Source organism: Micromonospora sp. RL09-050-HVF-A (genome assembly GCF_019374995.1).
Lineage (GTDB): Bacteria > Actinomycetota > Actinomycetes > Mycobacteriales > Micromonosporaceae > Micromonospora > Micromonospora antibiotica.
The window spans coordinates 2,331,750-2,349,930 of sequence record NZ_JAGKQP010000002.1; the positions used below are offsets into that span (position 1 = coordinate 2,331,750).

The following is an 18,181-nucleotide window of genomic DNA, read 5'->3' on the forward strand; positions in this document are numbered from 1 at the left end:
ATACCACCGCCACTCCCCCACCCCCCGGGGGGGGACGGCCCCGGAACCCCGACCGCGGAATGCGGTCGCCACCGGGTCGGTTACACCTCCCTGGACGCCCGAGCAGGTCCCCCCCGACCGCCAGGCGATCCCCTGAACTTCCGGCCACGCCCCACCCCCTGAGGGCGTCCGCCACACCCCCGAATGCAGAGGAGCACGCGACCATGCGTACCGATCTGATCCGCAAGACCGCCCTGACCGCCGCCGGCCTCGCCTTCACCACCGGCGCCATCGCCGGCCCACTGACCACCGCCCACGCCGCCGACGCCCGAACCCCCACCTCGACGCAGACCGAACGCCGACCCGCCGGCGAGCGTGAACTGACGATGAACTACCAGCCCCAGCCCAACTTCTACTACTGCGGCCCCGCCGCCACCCGCAACGCCCTGTCCGTCCAGGGCAAGAACATCGACGTCGACGCCATGGCCAAGGAAATGCGCACCACCGAAAACGGCACCGACAGCATCAACGACATCACCCCCGTACTCAACAAGCAGACCGGCCGCAAAGCCTACGAAAGCACCGAAATCCGCACCACCAAGGCCGACGACAAGCAGACCAACGAACTCCGCACCGACATCGTCCGCACCATCGACGACGGCCGCGCCGTAGTCGCCAACATCGCCGGCACCGCCACCGACACCGACGGCACCACCCACGCCTTCGAAGGCGGCCACTACATCAGCGTCATCGGCTACCGCGACGCCGGCAAGACCGTCACCATCGGCGACTCCGCCAACCCGAACACCGCGTCCTACCGGATGAGCGTCGACAACCTCGCCGACTGGATCGCCACCCGCGGCTACACCTCCTGACCCGCTACTCGTCCTGACCTCGGACACCGATCGGGCCGCCCCCCACCCGGGGGCGGCCCGATCGTCGTCGGTACGGCCGGCTCCCGCGCCCGGTTGCAGCTCAGCGGTCGGTGCCGGCCGCCACCGGTTCGGCCTCGTCGGTGGTCGTCGTCGACTCCAGGCGGCGGGCTCGGCGGCGCAGCCACCAGGTGCTGGCCACCCCGCCGAGTACGGCCAGGACCAGGCCGGCCCAGGAGATGTCCTTGAGCCAGTGCTCGGCCGCCCGGCCCAGGGTGTAGAGCAGGTAGGTGGTGCCGAAGGCCCAGACCAGGCCGCCGGCCGCGTTGGCCACCAGGAACCGCCGGTACGGCACGTGCAGCGCGCCGGCCAGCGGCCCGGCCAGGATGCGCAGCAGGGCGACGAACCGGCCGAAGAACACCGCCCAGACGCCGTGCCGGGCGAAGCTCTGCTCGGCTCGGGCGAGTTGTGCGGGGCCCAGGTGTTTCGGGAAGCGCCGGCCCAGCCGGGCCAGCAGCGGACGGCCGCCCCGGCGACCCACCGCATAGCCGACGGAGTCGCCGACGATCGCGCCGAACGCCGCGGCGGTGGCGACCCAGTGCGGCTCGACCACCCCGGTCGCGGCCAGCAGGGCGGAGCTGACCAGCACGATCTCGCCCGGCAACGGGACACCCATGCTCTCGACGCCGATCACCCCGGCGACGATCAGGTAGACCACCCCCGGGGGAAGTGCTACGAGCCAGTGCTGAACGTCGACCACTACGGCACCCCTTCCGACCCGACCTCGAACCCTACCCGCGCCGGGCGGGTAGGGCGGGCCCCGGGAACACGGTGCGGTCAGCGGGGTTCGAGCAGGCCCCGGGCGGTCATGAAGCTGTGCAACGTCGCGGCGTCCTCGGCGGGCATCAGCCAGCGGGGGATCACCGTCGCCGGCATCCGGCCGACGTACACGATCCAGAAGTCGCCGGCCTCCCGCACCCGGGCCACCCCGTCCCAGGCGATGCCGCCGGACTCCGAGCCGCTGCGCATCATGATGTTGTCGTCGGTGATGTCGTAGCCGCCCTCGACCGCGTAGTCGTCGGAGCGGCGTCGGGCCCGCCAGCGCACCCAGGGCGCGTAGAGCATCGACAGCAGCCCGCCCACGAGCAGCACCAGCCACAGCGACGAGAGCCGGCCACCCCGGGAGACGAGCAGGCCGACCGCCCCGGCCGCCGCCAGCGCCACGCCGATGAGGGTGAACCGGCGCAGCCGGACGCTGCCGAGCGCGGCGGCCACCCGACCCGGGTAGGCGGGGTCGGCGGGGACGTCGAAACGGATGTGCACGCGGAAACGATAGTGCGGCGCGGCCGCGGTGGCTCAGTCGAGGCAGAACTCGTTGCCCTCGACGTCCTGCATCACCAGGCACGACTCGTCGTAGCCGCCGGCGGGCAGCAGGCGTACCCGGGTCGCGCCGAGGGCGACCAGCCGGGCGCACTCCGCCTCCAGCGCGGCCAACCGCTGCTCACCGACCAGGCCGGGGCCGATCCGCACGTCGAGGTGCAGCCGGTTCTTGACCACCTTGCCCTCGGGCACGCGCTGGAAGAACAGTCGCGGGCCCGCACCGGTGGGGTCGACGCAGGCGAACGCGGAGCCCTGCCGCTCGGGCGGCAGGGACCTGTCGAACGCGCCCCAGTCGGCGAACCCCGGCGGCGGTGGCGGGACGACGTAACCGAGCGCCTCGCACCAGAAGCGGGCGACCCGTTCGGGCTCCGCGCAGTCGAAGGTGACCTGGACCTGCTTGACCGACACCATCGGCACACCGTAGCGGCCGGGTCCGACACGGTGGCGCTCAGCGACCGGGGCCGCCGGCCGGGTCGTCCGGTCGGGCAGCGGGGCGACGAACTCCAGCCGGTTGCCGTGCGGGTCGGCGGTGTGGAAGCGGCGCATCCCGGGCAGCTCGTCGTCGTCACCCCAGGTGACCGGGTGGCCGGCGCGGGCCAGCCGGTCGGCGAGGGCGTCGAGGTCGGGGCGCAGCAGCGCCGGGTGCGCCTTGCGGGCGGGCCGGAAGTCGTTCTCGACGCCGAGGTGCAGTTCAACGTCGTACCCGGTGAACCAGCAGCCGCCACGGGCGGCGAGGGTCGGGGGTTTGGGTTTCTCGGTCAGGCCGAGGATGCCCACGTAGAAGGCCCGGGACGAGTCCTCGGCACCGGGCGGGCAGGCGAGCAGCACATGATGGATCATGGTGGCACCTCCTCGTCCCGAACCCTGGCACGAGGTTGCGTGAATAGCAAGACGGACGTACGGTTTTGTTGGAAGACGACGAATCGGCAGTAAGTGTTACCTAACCTGGGCGGCCCTCCGCCTGGTGCGACAGACTGCTCAGGACTACTCACGGTCGCTGGTGTGAAGGAGTACGACGTGGCGAGCCTCGACACCTTCGGTGCGAAGACCCAGCTACGCGTCGGAGACGCGAGCTACGAGATTTTCAGGATCGGCCAGGTGCCGGGGCACGACAGGCTGCCCTACAGCTTGAAGATCCTGCTGGAGAACCTGCTGCGGACCGAGGACGGCGCGAACATCACCGCCGACCACATCTCCCAGCTCGGCGCGTGGGACCCCACCGCCGACCCGAGCGTGGAGATCCAGTTCACCCCGGCGCGGGTGCTGATGCAGGACTTCACCGGCGTGCCCTGCGTGGTCGACCTGGCCACCATGCGTGAGGCCGTCCGCGAGCTGGGCGGCGACGCCACCAAGGTCAACCCGCTGGCCCCGGCCGAGCTGGTCATCGACCACTCGGTCATCGCCGACCTGTTCGGCCGCGAGGACGCCTTCGCCCGCAACGTCGAGCTGGAGTACGAGCGCAACAGGGAGCGCTACCAGTTCCTGCGCTGGGGCCAGAGCGCGTTCAACGAGTTCAAGGTCGTCCCCCCGGGCACCGGCATCGTGCACCAGGTCAACATCGAGTACCTGGCCCGCACGATCATGGCGCGCGCAGAGGCGTCTGGAGTCATGCAGGCGTACCCGGACACCGTGGTCGGCACCGACTCGCACACCACCATGGTCAACGGCCTGGGCGTGCTGGGCTGGGGCGTCGGCGGCATCGAGGCCGAGGCCGCGATGCTCGGCCAGCCGGTCAGCATGCTGATCCCCCGGGTCGTCGGCTTCAAACTGCACGGCGAGATGCCGGCCGGCACCACCGCCACCGACCTGGTGCTCACCATCACCGAGATGCTGCGTAAGCACGGCGTCGTCGGCAAGTTCGTCGAGTTCTACGGCCCCGGCGTCAGCGCCGTGCCGCTGGCCAACCGGGCCACCATCGGCAACATGTCCCCCGAGTACGGCTCCACCGTCGCGATCTTCCCGATCGACGCCGAGACCGTCCGCTACCTGGAACTGACCGGCCGCGACGCCTCCCAGGTGGCGCTCGTCGAGGCGTACGCCAAGGAGCAGGGTCTCTGGCACGACCCGGACCACGAGCCGGAGTACTCCGAGCGCCTGGAGCTGGACCTGGGCACGATCGAGCCGTCCCTGGCCGGGCCCAAGCGCCCGCAGGACCGGGTGCCGCTCGGGGTCGCCAAGACGCTGTTCCGCTCGGCGCTGACCGACTACGTCGCCGACGACTCCGCCGGTGAGCGCGACCTCAAGCCCGGCGTCGCCCGCGAGCAGCTCCCCCGGGGCGCGAACGGCCCGGCCGACGAGGCCAGCGCCGAGTCGTTCCCGGCCAGCGACCCGCCCGCCAACGACTTCAGCGACCCCGCCGACGAGCCGCGCGACCTGGAGACCGCCGCCGTCGGCGCCGGGGGCCGGGCCAGCAACCCGGTCCGGGTCACCGGCAGCGACGGGGTGGAGTACGAGCTGGACCACGGCGCGGTGGTCATCGCCGCGATCACCTCCTGCACCAACACGTCCAACCCGCAGGTGATGATCGGTGCCGCCCTGCTGGCCCGCAACGCCGTCGACAAGGGCCTGAGCCGCAAGCCGTGGGTCAAGACCACCCTGGCACCCGGCTCCAAGGTCGTCATGGACTACTACGAGCGGGCCGGCCTCACGCCCTACCTGGACAAGCTCGGCTTCAACCTGGTCGGCTACGGCTGCACCACCTGCATCGGCAACTCCGGCCCGCTGCCGGAGGAGGTCTCCGCCGCCGTCAACGAGGGCGACCTGGCCGTCGTGTCGGTGCTGTCGGGCAACCGGAACTTCGAGGGCCGGATCAACCCGGACGTCAAGATGAACTACCTGGCGTCCCCGCCGCTGGTGGTGGCGTACGCGCTGGCCGGCACGATGGACATCGACCTGGCCAACGAGCCGCTCGGCGAGGACACCGAGGGCAACCCGGTCTACCTGCGCGACATCTGGCCCAACAGCGCCGAGATCCAGGACGTCATCGCCCAGGCGATCGGCGCGACCGGGTTCAGCGCCGCCTACGCCGACGTGTTCGCCGGTGACGAGCGGTGGCAGTCGCTGCCCACCCCGACCGGCGACACGTTCGCCTGGGCCGACGACTCCACCTACGTCCGTAAGCCCCCGTACTTCGAGGGGATGCAGCAGGAGCCGAGCCCGGTCGTCGACATCGCCGACGCCCGGGTGCTGGCCAAGCTGGGTGACTCGGTGACCACCGACCACATCTCCCCGGCCGGCGCGATCAAGGCCGACTCCCCCGCCGGCAGCTACCTCGCCGAGCACGGCGTGCCGCGCCACGAGTTCAACTCGTACGGCTCCCGCCGGGGCAACCACGAGGTGATGATCCGGGGCACCTTCGCCAACATCCGGCTGCGTAACCAGCTGGTCCCCGGTGTGGAGGGCGGCTTCACCGTCAACCACCTGACCGGTGAGCAGACCTCCATCTACGACGCCTCCACCGCCTACCAGGCCGCCGGCGTCCCGCTGGTCATCCTGGCCGGCAAGGAGTACGGCTCCGGTTCGTCCCGGGACTGGGCAGCCAAGGGCACCATGCTGCTCGGCGTCCGGGCGGTCATCGCCGAGTCCTACGAGCGCATCCACCGGTCCAACCTGATCGGCATGGGCGTGCTGCCGTTGCAGTTCCCGGTGGACACCACCGCCGAGTCGCTCGGTCTCACCGGCACGGAGACCTTCTCCATCACCGGCGTCACCGCGCTCAACGACGGCGACACCCCGCGTACGGTGCGGGTCAGCACCGACACCGGCGTGGAGTTCGACGCGGTGGTCCGGATCGACACCCCCGGCGAGGCGGACTACTACCGCCACGGGGGCATCCTCCAGTACGTGCTGCGCCGCATGATCGCCAGCTGACGTCGGCGTACGAAACGGGCCCTCTCCAGCGTGGAGGGGGCCCGTTCCCGTCGACGGGTGGCGGCGGGTCGCGACCGTCGTCAGCGGCCGCCGACCGCGCGCCGCCGGGAGTTCCGGGTCTTCATGGCGTGCTCCAGCAGGGTGATCAGCACGTTGCGGCTGGACTCCCGCTGCCGGGCGTCGCAGAGCAGCAGCGGCACCTCCGGGTCCAGGTCCAACGCCGTACGCACCTCGTCGAGGCCGAACCGCCGGGCCCCCTCGAAACAGTTCACCGCCACCACGAACGGGGTGCCCCGCCCCTCGAAGTAGTCGATCGAGGGGAAGCAGTCGGCCAACCGGCGGGTGTCGGCCAGCACCACCGCGCCGAGCGCACCCACCGCCAACTCGTCCCACAGGAACCAGAAGCGGTCCTGACCGGGGGTGCCGAACACGTAGAGCACCAGGTCGTCGCTGATGGTGATCCGGCCGAAGTCCATCGCCACCGTGGTGGTGCTCTTACGTTCCACCCCGGACAGGTCGTCGACCCCGATGCCGGTCTCGGTCAGCACCTCCTCGGTACGCAGCGGACGGCTCTCACTCACCGCACCGACCAGTGTCGTCTTGCCGGCCCCGAACCCACCCGCCACCAGAACCTTGAGCGCGGTGGGCAGCACCCGTGCCCCCGCCGGACGTTCAGAGCGCCCGTAGTCCATTGATCACCGCCTCGTAGATGCTCTCGTCGTTGACACCGGCCGGCTCCCGGGGTTCCTGTACCCGGACCAGGTCCCGTGCCACCAGGTCACCGAGGAGCACCCGTACGGTGCCCACCGGCAGGTCCAGTCGGGCCGCGACCTCGGCCACCGACTGCATGCGCTGGGTCAGCGCCACTATCGCCACGTGTTCGGGCCCCAGCCCGGCCTCCTCGACCGCGTTCGTCCGGGTCGCCGTGACCAGCGAGATCAGGTCGAACGAGCCGGCCACCGGGCGGGCCCGGCCCCGGGTGACCGCGTACGGGCGGACCACCGGGCCCGCGTGGTCGTCGACCCACTGCTCGTCCGCGGGGTCGCCGTCGGCAGCCATCGCGGTCAGCTCCCACCGGACGACTGGTCGACACCCCGGGCCGGGGACGCCACGTACTTACCCACCCGGGCGACCAGCATCGCCATCTCGTACGCGATCAGGCCGACGTCGGCGTCGGTGCCGGCGAGCACCGCCAGGCACGCGTTCGGCCCGGCCGCGGTGACGAACAGGAACGAGGACTCCATCTCGATGATGGTCTGCTGGACCTGCCCGCCGCCGAACCGTTTGCCGGCGCCCCGGGCCAGGCTCTGGATGCCGGCGGCCATCGCGGCGAGGTGTTCCCCGTCGTCGCGGCCCATCCCCTCGGACGCGGCCATCAGCAGGCCGTCGGTGGAGAGCGCGACGGCGTGCTCGGCCTGCTTCACCCGGCCGACCAGATCGTCCAGCAACCACGTCAGGTCGGCACCGGATGCCGTCGTCTGCCCCACTCGTCGTCCTCTTCCCCGGCGGTTCCGCCGTGCTCGGTTGCCGTGACCCCGTGGACGTCGCGTCCGTCGCGACGCCGTCAGGTGGCCGGGCGGTCTGCGTCGTCCGACCGGTCACCGCTGCGGGTGCCCTCCGACAGCCGGGCCGCGTCGGTCCGGCCGCGTCGGGTGCCCGACTGGTAGGCGCTCATCATCTGGCGCACCTGCTCGGGTGCGCGCCGGACCGCAGCACCGGCCCCGGTCTCCCCACCGGTCGGGGGGTCCCGCAGCTCGGGCGCCAGGTTCGCCTGTCGTACCCGCACCGGCAGGCCCGCGTCGGTCACCGGCCCCTCCACAGTAGGCGACGGCGGGTCGGCGTCGGCGTCCGCCGTCCGTGCGTCCCCGGCCACCGCGACGGTCGGGGTGGACGGTCGGGCGACGGTCACCGGCAGACCGGTCGGGACGGTCGGCGCGTGCAGCGCGTCCTGCGCCGGGCGTCGCTTACGGGACCGGGCCGGCAGGCCCGCCGGGGTCACCGCGTCCGACGGCGGGACGGCCCTCGGGCTCACCGGGGCCCCGCGTCGGCCGCCGGTGTGGCCTCGGCGGTGGCCGGGCGTCGGGCGACCACCGGAAGCGCGCCGGACGGGCTCGGGTCCCCCGGCACGACCAGCTCCGCCGGGATCAGCACCACGGCGGTGGTCCCCCCGTAGGCGGACTCCTTGAGCTGCACCTTCACCCCGTGCCGCTCGGTCAGCCGGCTCACCACGTACAGCCCGAGGCGGGCGGCGTCGGCCAGGTTCAACTCGGACCGGTCCACGATGCGGCGGTTGGCGGCGAGCAGTTCCTCACCGGTCAGACCCAGACCACGATCCTCGATCTCGATGGCGAACCCGGCGGTCACCAGGTGACCCCGCACCTCGACGGTGGTGTTCGGCGGGGAGAAGGACAGGCCGTTCTCGATCAGCTCGGCGAGCAGGTGGATCACGTCACCGACCGCCCGGCCGGCGAGCGCGACCGGGCCGAGCGGCAGCACGTCCACCCGGGTGTAGTCCTCGACCTCGGCGACCGCGCCGCGCACCACGTCCACCATCGGCACGTTGCGTCGCCACGCCCGACCCGGGGTGGCGCCGGAGAGCACGATGAGGTTCTCCGCGTTGCGCCGCATCCGGGTGGCCAGATGGTCGACCCGGAACAGGTCCTCCAGTTCCCCGGCGTCGTGTTCGCGCCGTTCCATCGCGTCGAGCAGGGTGAGCTGGCGGTGCACCAGCGCCTGGGTCCGCCGGGCCAGGCTGAGGAACACCCCCCGGACGTTGCGGCGCAGCTCGGCCTGCTCGACCGCCGTGCGGATGGCGGTCTCCTGGACGGCGTTGAAGGCTCGGCCCAGCTGACCGATCTCGTCGTCGCCGAAGTCCAGCGGCGGGGCCTCGCGGGCCACGTCGACGTCCTCGCCGTGGCCGAGGCGGTCCACCACTCCGGGCAGCTGTTCGTGGGCCAGCCGCAGCGCGGCGTCGCGCAGCCGGGCCAGCTGCCGGACCAGGTGCCGGGCGGTGCTGATCGACACCACGATCGAGGCGATCACGGCGATCAGGCCGAGGCCGGCGGCGAGCACCAGCCGGACGATGACGCCCACCGCGACCGGGGTGGCCCGGTCGATGAGCGCGTCGCCGACGCTCACCCCGAAGTCCACCTGCGCCTGCATCGCCGGCCCGACGGTCGACTGCCACTCCTGCTCGGTCAGCGGCAGGGTGGTGCCCGACCGGGCCTGCTGGATCACCCGGTCCTCCAGCAGCCGGAACCGGGCCACCGCGTCCGAGCCGGCGAGCTGGTCGTAGCGGACCCGGTCGGCCGGGGACAGCTCGGCGACCGCCTCCGCCGTCTGGTAACGCTGGGCGCCGACCAGTTGGGTGAAGCGGGCGTACTCGTCGCCGGTCATCCGGCCGGCCGCGAGCACGCCGGTGATCAGGGCATCCTGTTGGGAGATCAGCTCCCGCACCTGGTAGAGGTCGACCAGGGTCTCGCTCTCCGCGGCGATCCGCGTGTCGTCGAGCTGCCCCAGCGAGCCGTACATCCGCAGCACCCCGGCGAGGACCCCGGTGTACGCGGCGGACGCCTCGGCCCGGGTCATCCCGGCGTCGCGCACCGACTCCCGGATGCCGGTCAGGCCACTCAGGCCGGTCAGCACCTCGTCGACCCGGCGGCGGGTGTCCTCGCCGGTGGCCAGCTCGGCCTGCCAACTGCCCACCGAGGTGCCGAACTCGTCCGCCACCTGGTCGGTGCGCTGCCACTGGGTGCTCAACGCGTCGAGTTGCCGCTGGGCCCGTTCACCCAGGTAGGCGTTGGCGAGCCGCCGCTCCTCCTGGAGCGCGGTGAGCAGCGACTCCCCGGGGTCGGCCACCCGGCTGTTGAGGGTCTGCACCCAGAGCAGGTTGAAGCCGTCACCGACGGTCACCCACGCGGCGAAGGACCAGAGCGCGACGAGGGAGGTGAGCAGGGCCACGATCTTGGTACGCAGACGCGTGCTGCCGGAACCCATCACACCGCCCCCGGGCCGGACCGTGGCCACCGGACGCCCGACGCGTCACGGCACACCTGAACCCGGCGCACGCTAGCAGTCGGCACCACCATCGCTCAAGCCATGCTGATCATGGAGGCGGGGCCGGTGCCGCAGGTCCTGGGGCGATGGTGACCACCGTGGATGGTGCCGGCACCCCCTGAGGCAGCCGACCCGGCGACCACCCGGCGCGGGCCACGGCCGGTCTGGCCGCCGACGGACCGGCCGGCCCCGAACACGGGCGCGGGCGACCCTGCTGTGCCAGGCTCAGGGGCATGGACGACAAGACCATCCTGCATCGGATCTCGGAACTGGTCGACGAGGAGCACCGGCTCCGCTCGGCCGCCCAGGACCACGAATCCGGCACCGACGACGAGGCCAAGGAACACCTGCGCGCGCTGGAGGAGTCGCTGGACCAGTGCTGGGACCTGCTGCGCCGCCGCCGGGCGGCCCGGGAGGCCCACGGCGACCCGGAGGCCCAGGGGGCCCGACCGGTGTCGGAGGTCGAGCGTTACCTCCAGTGACGCCCCGACGTCCCGGACGGCCGGTTGCCGTCCGGGACGTCACCCCCGTTCAGCGCACCCCCGCCTCGCGCAGCAGCAGCTCGGTGAGGGCGGCCGGGTCGGTGTCGGCGGCGGGCAGCCCCCGGGCGGTGAACCAGGTCGCCACCACCCGCACGTCGCGGGCCAGGAACTCCGGTCCCTGCGGGTTGGCCACCACGTCGACCACCTGCGGCAGGTCGATCATGACGAGCCGCCCGGCGTGCACCAGCAGGTTGTACGGCGACAGGTCGCCGTGGGCGTAGCCGGCCCGGGCCAGCACCACCAGGGCGTCCACCAGTTGCTCCCAGAGGGAGCGCAGCGGGGCCGGGTCGGGGCGTACCTGGGCCAGCCGGGGTGCGGCGGTCCCCTCGTCGGGGTCGCCGACGAACTCCAGCATCAGCTCGGTGCCGAGCAGCTGCACCGGGTACGGCACGGCGATCCGCCCGGATTCCGCACCGATCTCCCAGAGCCGGGACAGCGCGGCGAACTCGGCCGCCGCCCACTGCCCGGCGATCATCTGCCGGCCGAACGCCGTCCGGCCGGCCATCGCCCGGTTCTCCCGGGACCGGCGCACCCGGCGTCCCTCCAGGTAGCCGGCGTCGCGGTGGAAGAGCCGGTGCTGGGCGTCGCGGTACCGCTTGACGGCCAGCAGGCAGGACCGGTCGGTGTCGGGCACCGCCCGGCGGACGAGGTGCACGTCCGCCTCCTTGCCGGTCTTGAGCACACCGAGTTCGGTGTCCCGGGCGGCCAGCTCGGTGACGAGCCACGGCGGGTGCGGTTCCGGACCGTGCACGGCCTCGTCCCAGGAGGACCAGTGGTCCTCGGGCTCGGGCTCGTCCTCGGGTGCGGTGCCGGCCGGCTGCCGGCCGTACGTCAGGAAGGGTGTCTCGTCGTCGTCGAAGCGGCTTCTGCCGCGGCCACGGCGCTGCGGCGCCGGGAGGTCGTGTTCGCGCACGGTGCTGGTGATCCCTTGGTCGAGGCTGGTGAGGGCAGGTGGTACGACCCTGCAAAGACGGCCATGACCGACCTCCTCTCCTCGACCGGGCCCCGCCCGGCTGCGCGCTCCCGCGCGGCCCCATGCTGACCGATACCCCGCCCGGCGCACAACCGGATTACCCCCCGGCGAGCACCACCGAGACCGCCGCGATCAACGAGTCGACGGTACGGGTGGGGGCGAACCGCCCGTCGGTCCAGCTGCGCCCCCGGTGCAGCCAGACGCTGGGCAGGCCGACCGCGGCGGCCCCGCCGATGTCCGCCTCCGGGCTGTCGCCCACCACCCACGCGCCACGCAGCGGCAACCGGGCCCGTTGGGCGGCCAGCGCGAAGATCCGGGGGTTGGGCTTGCTCACCCCGGCTTCCTCGGAGATCACCCAGTCGGCGACGTAGCGGTCGAGGCCGGTCTGCCTGATCTTGGCGTCTTCCAGCCGGACCGAGCCGTTGGTGACCACCACCGGCAGCCACCCGGCGTCGTCGGCGATCCGCAGCGCGCAGGCGACCAGCGGGTCCAGCCGGGTGTAGCCGACCACCCCGTCGTGCAGCTCCTCGACCAGGTCGATGGAGGGGATGCGCAGCGCGTAGCGGTCCCGGATGGCGTCGGCGATGTCCCACCGGTCGGTGAGGCCGTCGGCGTCGATGGACAGCAGCCAGTCGATGTCGGTGGCCGGGGCGCCGATCTCGGCCAGGAAACCCTCGGCCCAGGCGCGGAACGGCCCGGCCCGGTCGAGCAGGGTGTTGTCCAGGTCGAGCAGGAGCAACGGCACTGAGGCACCTTACGGGAGGAAGGACCGCCGCCGACAGGGTCGAACCGCCCGCCGGCGACCGTCGGGCTGCCGGGGCCGGATGGGGGCGGTGGGCGGGTAGGGGGAGGTGACCGGGGCTGTCGGCACCGGCCGATCCTAACCGGACGGGCGTTCGGCAGGACGAGGTGACGACCCGATAGCAAGCCGTACGTACGGTTTGCCTTGCGGAGGGTCACCTGCGACGATCGACCCGTGCCCAGAGTAAGTCAGGACCAGCTCGACGCGCGCCGGCAGGAGATCCTGGGCGCGGCCCGGGCCTGTTTCGCCCGGCACGGCTACGAGGGTGCCACCGTGCGCCGGCTGGAGGAGGCGACCGGCTTGTCCCGGGGCGCGATCTTCCACCACTTCCGCGACAAGGACTCACTCTTCCTCGCCGTCGCCGAGGACGACGCCGCCGTGATGGTCTCCACGGTGGCCCGCCACGGCCTCGTCCAGGTGATGCGGGACCTGCTCGCCCGCGCGGTCTCCCCCGACACCACCGGCTGGCTGGGCAGCCAACTGGAGGTGTCCCGGCGGCTGCGGACCGACCCGGCCTTCGCGCGCCGGTGGGCGGAACGCTCCGCCGCCATCGCCGAGGCGACCCGGGACCGGCTCGCCCGGCAACGCGACGCCGGGGTGCTCCGCGAGGACATCGACATCGACGTGCTGGCCCAGTTCCTGGAGCTGGCGTACGACGGGCTGGTGCTGCACCTGGCGATGGGCCGGCCCGCCGGTGACCTGGGGCCGGTGCTCGACCTGGTCGAGGAGGCCGTCCGCCGGCACTGACCCACCCGGGCCGGCAGCCCGGATCTCGGCTCGGTAACTCGCCCACCGCCCCGGTGCCGGCGTGGCGGGGCTGCTCCACAATGAGGCCGCGACCCCCTCGCGCGACAGGAGCAGCTCATGAACACGCTTGCCGCACAGGGCGACACCTGGGGCATCCCCGGACCGCTCTTCCTGAAGCTCTACCTGCTGGTGGCCGTCGTCGCCGTGGTCGGCACGCTGCTGCACCGCCGCCGCACGACCGCCGGCCCCGACACGGTCACCACGGACCAGCTCGGACCCCAGCAGGTGGCCTACCTCAACGGTGGCGACCAGCTCGCCATCTGGGCGGCGCTGGGTGGGCTGCGCGGCGCCGGCGCGATCGACGTCACATCGAACGGCCGGTTGGTCGCCGCCGGGTCGACACCCAGCGGGCTCACTCCGCTCGACCACGCGATCCGGCACGCCGCCCGCCAGTCGGTCGCCACCCGCGAGCTGCGCCGCAACGCCGGGGTGACCCGCGCCCTGGAGGAGCTGCGGCAGGGGTTGGAGCAGCGCGGCCTGCTGATCGACGCCGACGGGGTACGGGCCCTGCGGCGCGGACGGAACCTGCTGCTGGTGCCCCTGGCCCTGGGTGTGGTGCGGCTGGTCGCCGGCCTGTTCAACGGCCGGCCGGTCGGCTGGCTACTGCTCGCCCTGGCCGGACTCGCAGTGGCGTTCGCCCTGGTGGCCCGTACGCCCCGGCGGACCAGGACGGCGAACGTGATGATGAGTCGCCTGCGCAGCAGCAACCACCACCTCGCCCCCGACGCCGCCCCGGCCTACGCGACCTACGGTCCGGCCGGCGCGGCGATGGGGGTGGCCCTGTTCGGCACCGTCTCCCTCTACGCGCTCGACCCCGGCTTCGCCGCGCAGGCGGAGATCCAGCGGCAGGCGTTGAACGCCAGCAGCGGCAGCGGCTACACCGGTTCCACGGGTGTCACGTGCGGCGGCAGCACCTCGTCGGGCGACAGCGGCTCGTCGGGCGGTGGCGGCAGCTCCTGCGGCGGCGGAGGAGGATGCGGCGGCGGTGGCGGGTGCGGCGGATGACCGGGCCGCAGGGGGTGGGCATCGGCTGGCGGTCGGAGATCGCCGGCTTCGTCGCCGAGCTGCCCGGGCTGCGCTTCGTCGAGGTGGTAGCGGAGTCGCTCAGCCCGGGCAACCCCCTGCCGGCCGGGCTGGCCGGGCTGCGGGAGCGCGGCGTGACCGTCGTACCGCACGGGGTGCGGCTCTCCCTCGGCGGCGCGGACCCGGTCGACCCGGCCCGGGTGACGCACCTGGCCCGGGTGGCCGAGCTGGTCGACGCGCCACTGGTCAGCGAGCACATCGCGTTCGTCCGGGCCGGCGGCCTGGAGGCCGGGCACCTGTTGCCGTTGCCGCGCACCCGGGAGGCGGTGGCGGCGGTGGTGGCGAACGTCCGCCGGGCCCGGGCGGAGCTGCCGGTGCCCTTGGCGTTGGAGCCGATCGCCGCGCTGTTCGACTGGCCCGACGACGAGCTGGACGAGGCGGACTTCCTCACCGAGATCCTCGACGCCACCGACGCGGAGCTGCTGCTCGACGTGGCAAACGTGTACGCCAACGCCCGCAACCGGGGCGAGGACCCGCAGGCCCTGCTGGACCGGCTGCCGCTGGACCGGATCGCCTACGTACACGTGGCCGGTGGGGCCGAGCACGGCGGGCTCTACCACGACACGCACACCGATCCGGTGCCCACCGAGGTGTTGGAGCTGGTCGGCGCGCTCTGTGCCGGCCGCCGACCGCCGGCCCTGCTGCTCGAACGCGACGGCCACTACCCACCCGCCGACGTGCTGCGGGCCGAGCTGGACGCCCTCGCCACCGCTGCCGGCCACCCGGTCGTCACATGAGCCCGACGCACCCCGTCGAGTCGGCCCCGCCGCCCGGTGCCACCGGACCGGTGGGGCTGGCCGCCCGACAGGCCGCGCTGGTCGCCGCCCTGGTCGCGGGGGCCCCGCTGCCCGCAGGCTTCGCCACCGACCGGGTCGACGCCGCCCGGCGGGCGCTGCTGCGCAAGCGGGCCGGCGAGGTCGCCCGCCACTGGCCGCTGCTCGCCGCCGGCCTCGGGGACACCTGGCCGGCCACCTTCGCCGACTGGGCGTCCGGCCGACCCACCGTCGGGTCGCTGCGCGACGGTTGGGACCTCGCACGTGGGCTGCGCGACCGGGACGCCCTCCCCCCGCTCGGCGCGCAGGAGCTGGCCGCCCGCGAGGCCACCCACCGCTACGACGGGCGGCACCCGCCCCGCCGCCGCCGGTTGCCGGCCCTGGCCCGCAGCGGCGACGCCGTCGCCCTCCAGATCGCCGGCCGGGTACGCCTGCTCCGACCGGCCCGCCGCTGACCACCGGCTCGCCTCCCCGGCCCGCCGCGCCACCCACCGCCGGATGCGGCAGGATCGGTGGCATGGATCTCGGACTCACCGATCGGGTGTACGTGTTGACCGGCGCTTCCCGGGGGCTCGGCTTCGCGACCGCGCAGTGCCTGGTCGCGGACGGAGCACGGGTGGTCCTGTCGGCCCGCACGCCGGAGCGGATCGCCGGGGCGGTCGACCGACTCGGTGGGCCGGACCACGCGATCGGTCTCGTCGCCGACCTGGCCGACCCGAGCCTGCCCGAGCGGCTGGTGATCGCCGCCGGAGAACACTTCGGCCGCCTCGACGGGGCGCTCGTCTCGGTCGGTGGGCCGCCCCCGGGCACCGCCGCGCAGGTCAGCGACGCACAGTGGCGGGAGTCCTTCGAGACGGTCTTCCTGGGCACCGTCCGGACGGCCCGGACGGTGGCCGCCGCGCTCACCGATGGTGGCGCGATCGGTATGGTGCTGTCCACCTCGGCCCGGACGCCGATCACCGGCCTCGGCATCTCCAACGGCCTGCGGCCCGGCCTGGCCGGCGTGGCCAAGGACCTGTCCGACGAGTACGGCCCACGCGGGGTACGGGTGCTGGGCCTGCTGCCCGGGCGCTTCCTGACCGACCGCAACCGGGAGCTGCTCGGCGACGACGCGGCGGCCCGTGCCGCTGCGGAGGCCGGCATCCCGCTGCGCCGCATCGGCGATCCGGCCGAGTTCGGGCGGGTGGCGGCCTTCCTGCTCTCCCCCGCCGCCGGCTATGTCACCGGGGTCAGCGTGCCCGTCGACGGCGGCGCGCTGCGCAGCCTGTGACCCCGCGACGCCGTTCGACCAGCCCCGCCGCCGCCCCCGAACCAGCCCCGGCCGCCGAACCGGGCCGCACCGCCCCCGAACCGCCTCCCGCCGTCGCGACCCCCGAACCGGCCCGTCGTCGGGGTGCCGGCGGGCGGCCCTCCCCGGCCCCTGCCGAGCGCCCGTCCACGACCGTCGACGCGATGTCCGACCCGGTCGGGCCCTCCGCCGGCCTGACCCGGCCGGGCGCGTCGCAGGTACGGCGACCGGACCAGCCAGGCACGCCGGAGGTACGGCGGCCGGACCAGCCAGGCACGCCGGAGGTACGGCGGCAGGACCGGCCGGGCACGCCGGAGGTACGGCGACCGGACCGGGCGGAGCTGGCAGCGGCGGCGGACCGCACCATCCCGGACGTGATCGGCCCCGGGCTGACGGTGCTCTTCGTCGGGATCAACCCGGGCCTGTGGTCGGCGGCCACCGGGTGGCACTTCGCCCGGCCGGGCAACCGGTTCTGGCCGGCCCTGCACCGGGGCGGCTTCACCCCGCGCCAACTGCACCCCAGTGAGCAGGACACCCTGCCCGGGTACGGCCTGGGCATCACCAACATGGTGGCGCGGGCCAGCGCCCGGGCGGACGAACTGACTCCGGCGGAGCTGGTGGCGGGCGCGCGGACGCTGACCGACAAGGTGGCCCGGTACCGGCCGACCTGGGTCGCCGTGGTCGGGGTGACCGCCTACCGGATCGGGTTCGCCCGGCCGAAGGCCGGTTTCGGCCCGCAGCCGCAACCGCTGGCCGGTGCGCGGCTCTGGGTGCTGCCCAACCCCAGCGGCCTGAACGCCCACTTCACCCCGCAGACCCTGGGGGCCGCCTTCGGCGAGCTGCGCGCCGTCATCGCCGGCCACCCGCCGGCTGACCGGTCGGCGTGACCACCCTGGCGAGATGGACCCCTTCCCGTACCGCATGAACACCGCCGCGAACCACCGGGACGTCTGGCGGGGAACGGCCAGCAGTCCACTCCGCGTGCCGGCTCACGCTGTCCGTGGGGTGGCGCGTTCACGATGTGTCGGGTAAAGGGTGACATTGAGGCGATAAATTGCGCACCCGACTCATCACCCTATTGACGAAGATTTATTTCGAACGTGCTTTCGACTTCACCTTGGTCTAACATTGGGTCCGCAATCGGTCACACGTCTTTAACGCAATTCTCCAGCAGATCAGGAGCAGTTATGCCTCAAGTCCGTTCTTCCCGCTTCATCCGCCTGCTCGCCGCAGGCGCCGCCGGGGCGGCCGCGGTGGCCATGTTCCCCGCGGTCAGCGCCCAGGCGGGCACGTCATCGATCAACGTCTCGGTCAAGGGTGGCTACAACAACACCCATTCCCTCGGCACCGCCACCGGGACCGTCACCGGGACGACAGGCAGCACCCAGGCAAGCTACTCGGTGACACTGTGCGGGCAGAGCACCTACCCGAGCGCCAGCGTCACCATCCAGGGCGGAACCGCCACGGCCACCCACACCGTCTACTACCAGAACTGCGAGACCTTCACCGGCGATCTCGTCTCCAGTTACGGATTCACCAACGTCCAGGTCAGTGTGTCCGGTTCCACCTTCTACCCGGGCAGCCAGTACACCACGTACACGAAGACCAAAACGGTGTACTTCTGAGTTACCGTCGCACCTGATGACGGAACAGGCACCGAATTGACGATCGCCGCCTCGGGCAGCCGCCGCGCCGGCAGCCTGTGAGTCGTGCCGACGGCCGGTGGGACGTGTCGTCGGCACCCGGCGTGGGGAGC

Annotated in this window: 20 protein-coding genes and 1 pseudogene; 10 read left to right on the forward strand and 11 right to left on the reverse strand. The window is 73.1% G+C overall.

Annotated elements, in window-relative coordinates:
• Positions 1 to 203 precede the first annotated feature (203 nt).
• The gene (locus tag J7462_RS09895) at positions 204 to 854 is read left to right on the forward strand and encodes a C39 family peptidase (RefSeq protein WP_219463687.1); all 651 of its coding nucleotides are present in this window, start codon (positions 204 to 206) and stop codon (positions 852 to 854) included.
• 100 nt (positions 855 to 954) lie between these two features.
• Here the strand turns inward: J7462_RS09895 and J7462_RS09900 are convergent, their stop codons facing one another.
• From J7462_RS09900 to J7462_RS09915, 4 genes and pseudogenes are all read right to left on the reverse strand, one after another.
• Entirely contained in the window at positions 955 to 1,611 is a 657-nt protein-coding gene (locus J7462_RS09900) for a DedA family protein (protein ID WP_208569160.1), read from the reverse strand.
• Between the two features lie 77 nt (positions 1,612 to 1,688).
• On the reverse strand, positions 1,689 to 2,174 hold the full coding sequence (locus tag J7462_RS09905; RefSeq protein WP_219463689.1) for a YcxB family protein: 486 nt from the start codon (positions 2,172 to 2,174) through the stop codon (positions 1,689 to 1,691).
• Between the two features lie 33 nt (positions 2,175 to 2,207).
• Positions 2,208 to 2,642 (reverse strand): VOC family protein, encoded by a 435-nt coding sequence (locus J7462_RS09910; RefSeq protein WP_219470198.1) that lies wholly within the window; start codon positions 2,640 to 2,642, stop codon positions 2,208 to 2,210.
• 78 nt (positions 2,643 to 2,720) lie between these two features.
• Positions 2,721 to 3,071, reverse strand: a pseudogene (locus J7462_RS09915) (VOC family protein); the annotation flags it as partial.
• A gap of 162 nt (positions 3,072 to 3,233) precedes the next feature.
• Between J7462_RS09915 and J7462_RS09920 the strand changes: the two are divergent.
• Positions 3,234 to 6,101, forward strand: coding sequence for an aconitate hydratase (locus tag J7462_RS09920; protein WP_219463691.1), 2,868 nt, complete (start codon positions 3,234 to 3,236; stop codon positions 6,099 to 6,101).
• An 80-nt stretch (positions 6,102 to 6,181) separates the two neighbouring features.
• Here the strand turns inward: J7462_RS09920 and J7462_RS09925 are convergent, their stop codons facing one another.
• The 5 genes from J7462_RS09925 to J7462_RS09940 form a co-directional block, all read right to left on the reverse strand.
• A complete protein-coding gene (locus J7462_RS09925) occupies positions 6,182 to 6,793 on the reverse strand; it encodes an ATP/GTP-binding protein (RefSeq protein WP_208569165.1) in 612 nt (203 codons plus the stop codon).
• A complete protein-coding gene (locus tag J7462_RS09930) occupies positions 6,774 to 7,160 on the reverse strand; it encodes a DUF742 domain-containing protein (RefSeq protein WP_208569166.1) in 387 nt (128 codons plus the stop codon). Before J7462_RS09930 ends, J7462_RS09925 begins: the two co-directional genes overlap by 20 nt.
• 5 nt (positions 7,161 to 7,165) lie before the next feature.
• Positions 7,166 to 7,588 carry a roadblock/LC7 domain-containing protein gene (locus J7462_RS09935; RefSeq protein WP_208569167.1) on the reverse strand — a complete coding sequence of 141 codons (423 nt, stop codon included), beginning with the start codon at positions 7,586 to 7,588 and terminating at the stop codon, positions 7,166 to 7,168.
• Positions 7,589 to 7,665: 77 nt separating this feature from the next.
• Positions 7,666 to 8,133: a hypothetical protein gene (locus J7462_RS32060; RefSeq protein ID WP_255597660.1), complete on the reverse strand. Its 468-nt coding sequence runs from the start codon at positions 8,131 to 8,133 to the stop codon at positions 7,666 to 7,668.
• Positions 8,130 to 10,097, reverse strand: a complete 1,968-nt coding sequence (locus tag J7462_RS09940; RefSeq protein ID WP_255597661.1) for a nitrate- and nitrite sensing domain-containing protein — start codon at positions 10,095 to 10,097, stop codon at positions 8,130 to 8,132. The genes J7462_RS32060 and J7462_RS09940 overlap by 4 nt, the downstream gene beginning before the upstream one ends.
• A 293-nt stretch (positions 10,098 to 10,390) precedes the next feature.
• Between J7462_RS09940 and J7462_RS09945 the strand changes: the two genes are divergently transcribed.
• A complete protein-coding gene (locus J7462_RS09945) occupies positions 10,391 to 10,639 on the forward strand; it encodes a DUF2630 family protein (RefSeq protein WP_208569169.1) in 249 nt (82 codons plus the stop codon).
• A gap of 49 nt (positions 10,640 to 10,688) precedes the next feature.
• On the opposite strand, the gene J7462_RS09950 is transcribed toward J7462_RS09945, so the two are convergent.
• Both J7462_RS09950 and J7462_RS09955 read right to left on the reverse strand, forming a co-directional pair.
• A complete protein-coding gene (locus J7462_RS09950) occupies positions 10,689 to 11,534 on the reverse strand; it encodes an RIO1 family regulatory kinase/ATPase (protein ID WP_255598402.1) in 846 nt (281 codons plus the stop codon).
• 235 nt (positions 11,535 to 11,769) lie between these two features.
• Positions 11,770 to 12,417, reverse strand: a complete 648-nt coding sequence (locus tag J7462_RS09955; protein WP_219463695.1) for an HAD family hydrolase — start codon at positions 12,415 to 12,417, stop codon at positions 11,770 to 11,772.
• 231 nt (positions 12,418 to 12,648) lie between these two features.
• Here J7462_RS09955 and J7462_RS09960 point away from each other — a divergent pair, with 231 nt between their 5' ends.
• The 7 genes from J7462_RS09960 (at position 12,649) to J7462_RS09990 (ending at position 18,050) form a co-directional block, all read left to right on the forward strand.
• Positions 12,649 to 13,221: a TetR/AcrR family transcriptional regulator gene (locus J7462_RS09960; RefSeq protein WP_208569172.1), complete on the forward strand. Its 573-nt coding sequence runs from the start codon at positions 12,649 to 12,651 to the stop codon at positions 13,219 to 13,221.
• Between the two features lie 117 nt (positions 13,222 to 13,338).
• Complete coding sequence (locus J7462_RS09965) at positions 13,339 to 14,286, forward strand: TIGR04222 domain-containing membrane protein (protein WP_219463697.1); 948 nt, start codon at positions 13,339 to 13,341, stop codon at positions 14,284 to 14,286.
• Positions 14,283 to 15,101: a DUF692 domain-containing protein gene (locus J7462_RS09970; protein ID WP_219463699.1), complete on the forward strand. Its 819-nt coding sequence runs from the start codon at positions 14,283 to 14,285 to the stop codon at positions 15,099 to 15,101. The genes J7462_RS09965 and J7462_RS09970 overlap by 4 nt, the downstream gene beginning before the upstream one ends.
• Positions 15,098 to 15,592 carry a hypothetical protein gene (locus J7462_RS09975; protein WP_219463702.1) on the forward strand — a complete coding sequence of 165 codons (495 nt, stop codon included), beginning with the start codon at positions 15,098 to 15,100 and terminating at the stop codon, positions 15,590 to 15,592. Before J7462_RS09970 ends, J7462_RS09975 begins: the two co-directional genes overlap by 4 nt.
• Before the next feature lie 62 nt (positions 15,593 to 15,654).
• Positions 15,655 to 16,407: an SDR family oxidoreductase gene (locus tag J7462_RS09980; RefSeq protein ID WP_219463703.1), complete on the forward strand. Its 753-nt coding sequence runs from the start codon at positions 15,655 to 15,657 to the stop codon at positions 16,405 to 16,407.
• A gap of 182 nt (positions 16,408 to 16,589) precedes the next feature.
• Entirely contained in the window at positions 16,590 to 17,312 is a 723-nt protein-coding gene (gene mug, locus J7462_RS09985; protein WP_219463705.1) for a G/U mismatch-specific DNA glycosylase, read from the forward strand.
• Positions 17,313 to 17,612: 300 nt separating this feature from the next.
• A complete protein-coding gene (locus J7462_RS09990) occupies positions 17,613 to 18,050 on the forward strand; it encodes a hypothetical protein (protein WP_219463707.1) in 438 nt (145 codons plus the stop codon).
• Positions 18,051 to 18,181 lie beyond the last annotated feature (131 nt).

Bases quoted from the DNA above. Each gene is read 5' to 3' on its own strand.
- J7462_RS09895 (WP_219463687.1), top strand. From the start codon at position 204: ATGCGTACCGATCTGATCCGCAAGACCGCCCTGACCGCCGCCGGCCTC.
- J7462_RS09910 (WP_219470198.1), bottom strand. From the start codon at position 2,642: ATGGTGTCGGTCAAGCAGGTCCAGGTCACCTTCGACTGCGCGGAGCCC.
- J7462_RS09925 (WP_208569165.1), bottom strand. From the start codon at position 6,793: ATGGACTACGGGCGCTCTGAACGTCCGGCGGGGGCACGGGTGCTGCCC.
- J7462_RS09930 (WP_208569166.1), bottom strand. From the start codon at position 7,160: ATGGCTGCCGACGGCGACCCCGCGGACGAGCAGTGGGTCGACGACCAC.
- J7462_RS09940 (WP_255597661.1), bottom strand. From the start codon at position 10,097: ATGGGTTCCGGCAGCACGCGTCTGCGTACCAAGATCGTGGCCCTGCTC.
- J7462_RS09945 (WP_208569169.1), top strand. From the start codon at position 10,391: ATGGACGACAAGACCATCCTGCATCGGATCTCGGAACTGGTCGACGAG.
- J7462_RS09965 (WP_219463697.1), top strand. From the start codon at position 13,339: ATGAACACGCTTGCCGCACAGGGCGACACCTGGGGCATCCCCGGACCG.
- J7462_RS09970 (WP_219463699.1), top strand. From the start codon at position 14,283: ATGACCGGGCCGCAGGGGGTGGGCATCGGCTGGCGGTCGGAGATCGCC.
- J7462_RS09975 (WP_219463702.1), top strand. From the start codon at position 15,098: ATGAGCCCGACGCACCCCGTCGAGTCGGCCCCGCCGCCCGGTGCCACC.
- J7462_RS09980 (WP_219463703.1), top strand. From the start codon at position 15,655: ATGGATCTCGGACTCACCGATCGGGTGTACGTGTTGACCGGCGCTTCC.
- mug (WP_219463705.1), top strand. From the start codon at position 16,590: ATGTCCGACCCGGTCGGGCCCTCCGCCGGCCTGACCCGGCCGGGCGCG.
- J7462_RS09990 (WP_219463707.1), top strand. From the start codon at position 17,613: ATGCCTCAAGTCCGTTCTTCCCGCTTCATCCGCCTGCTCGCCGCAGGC.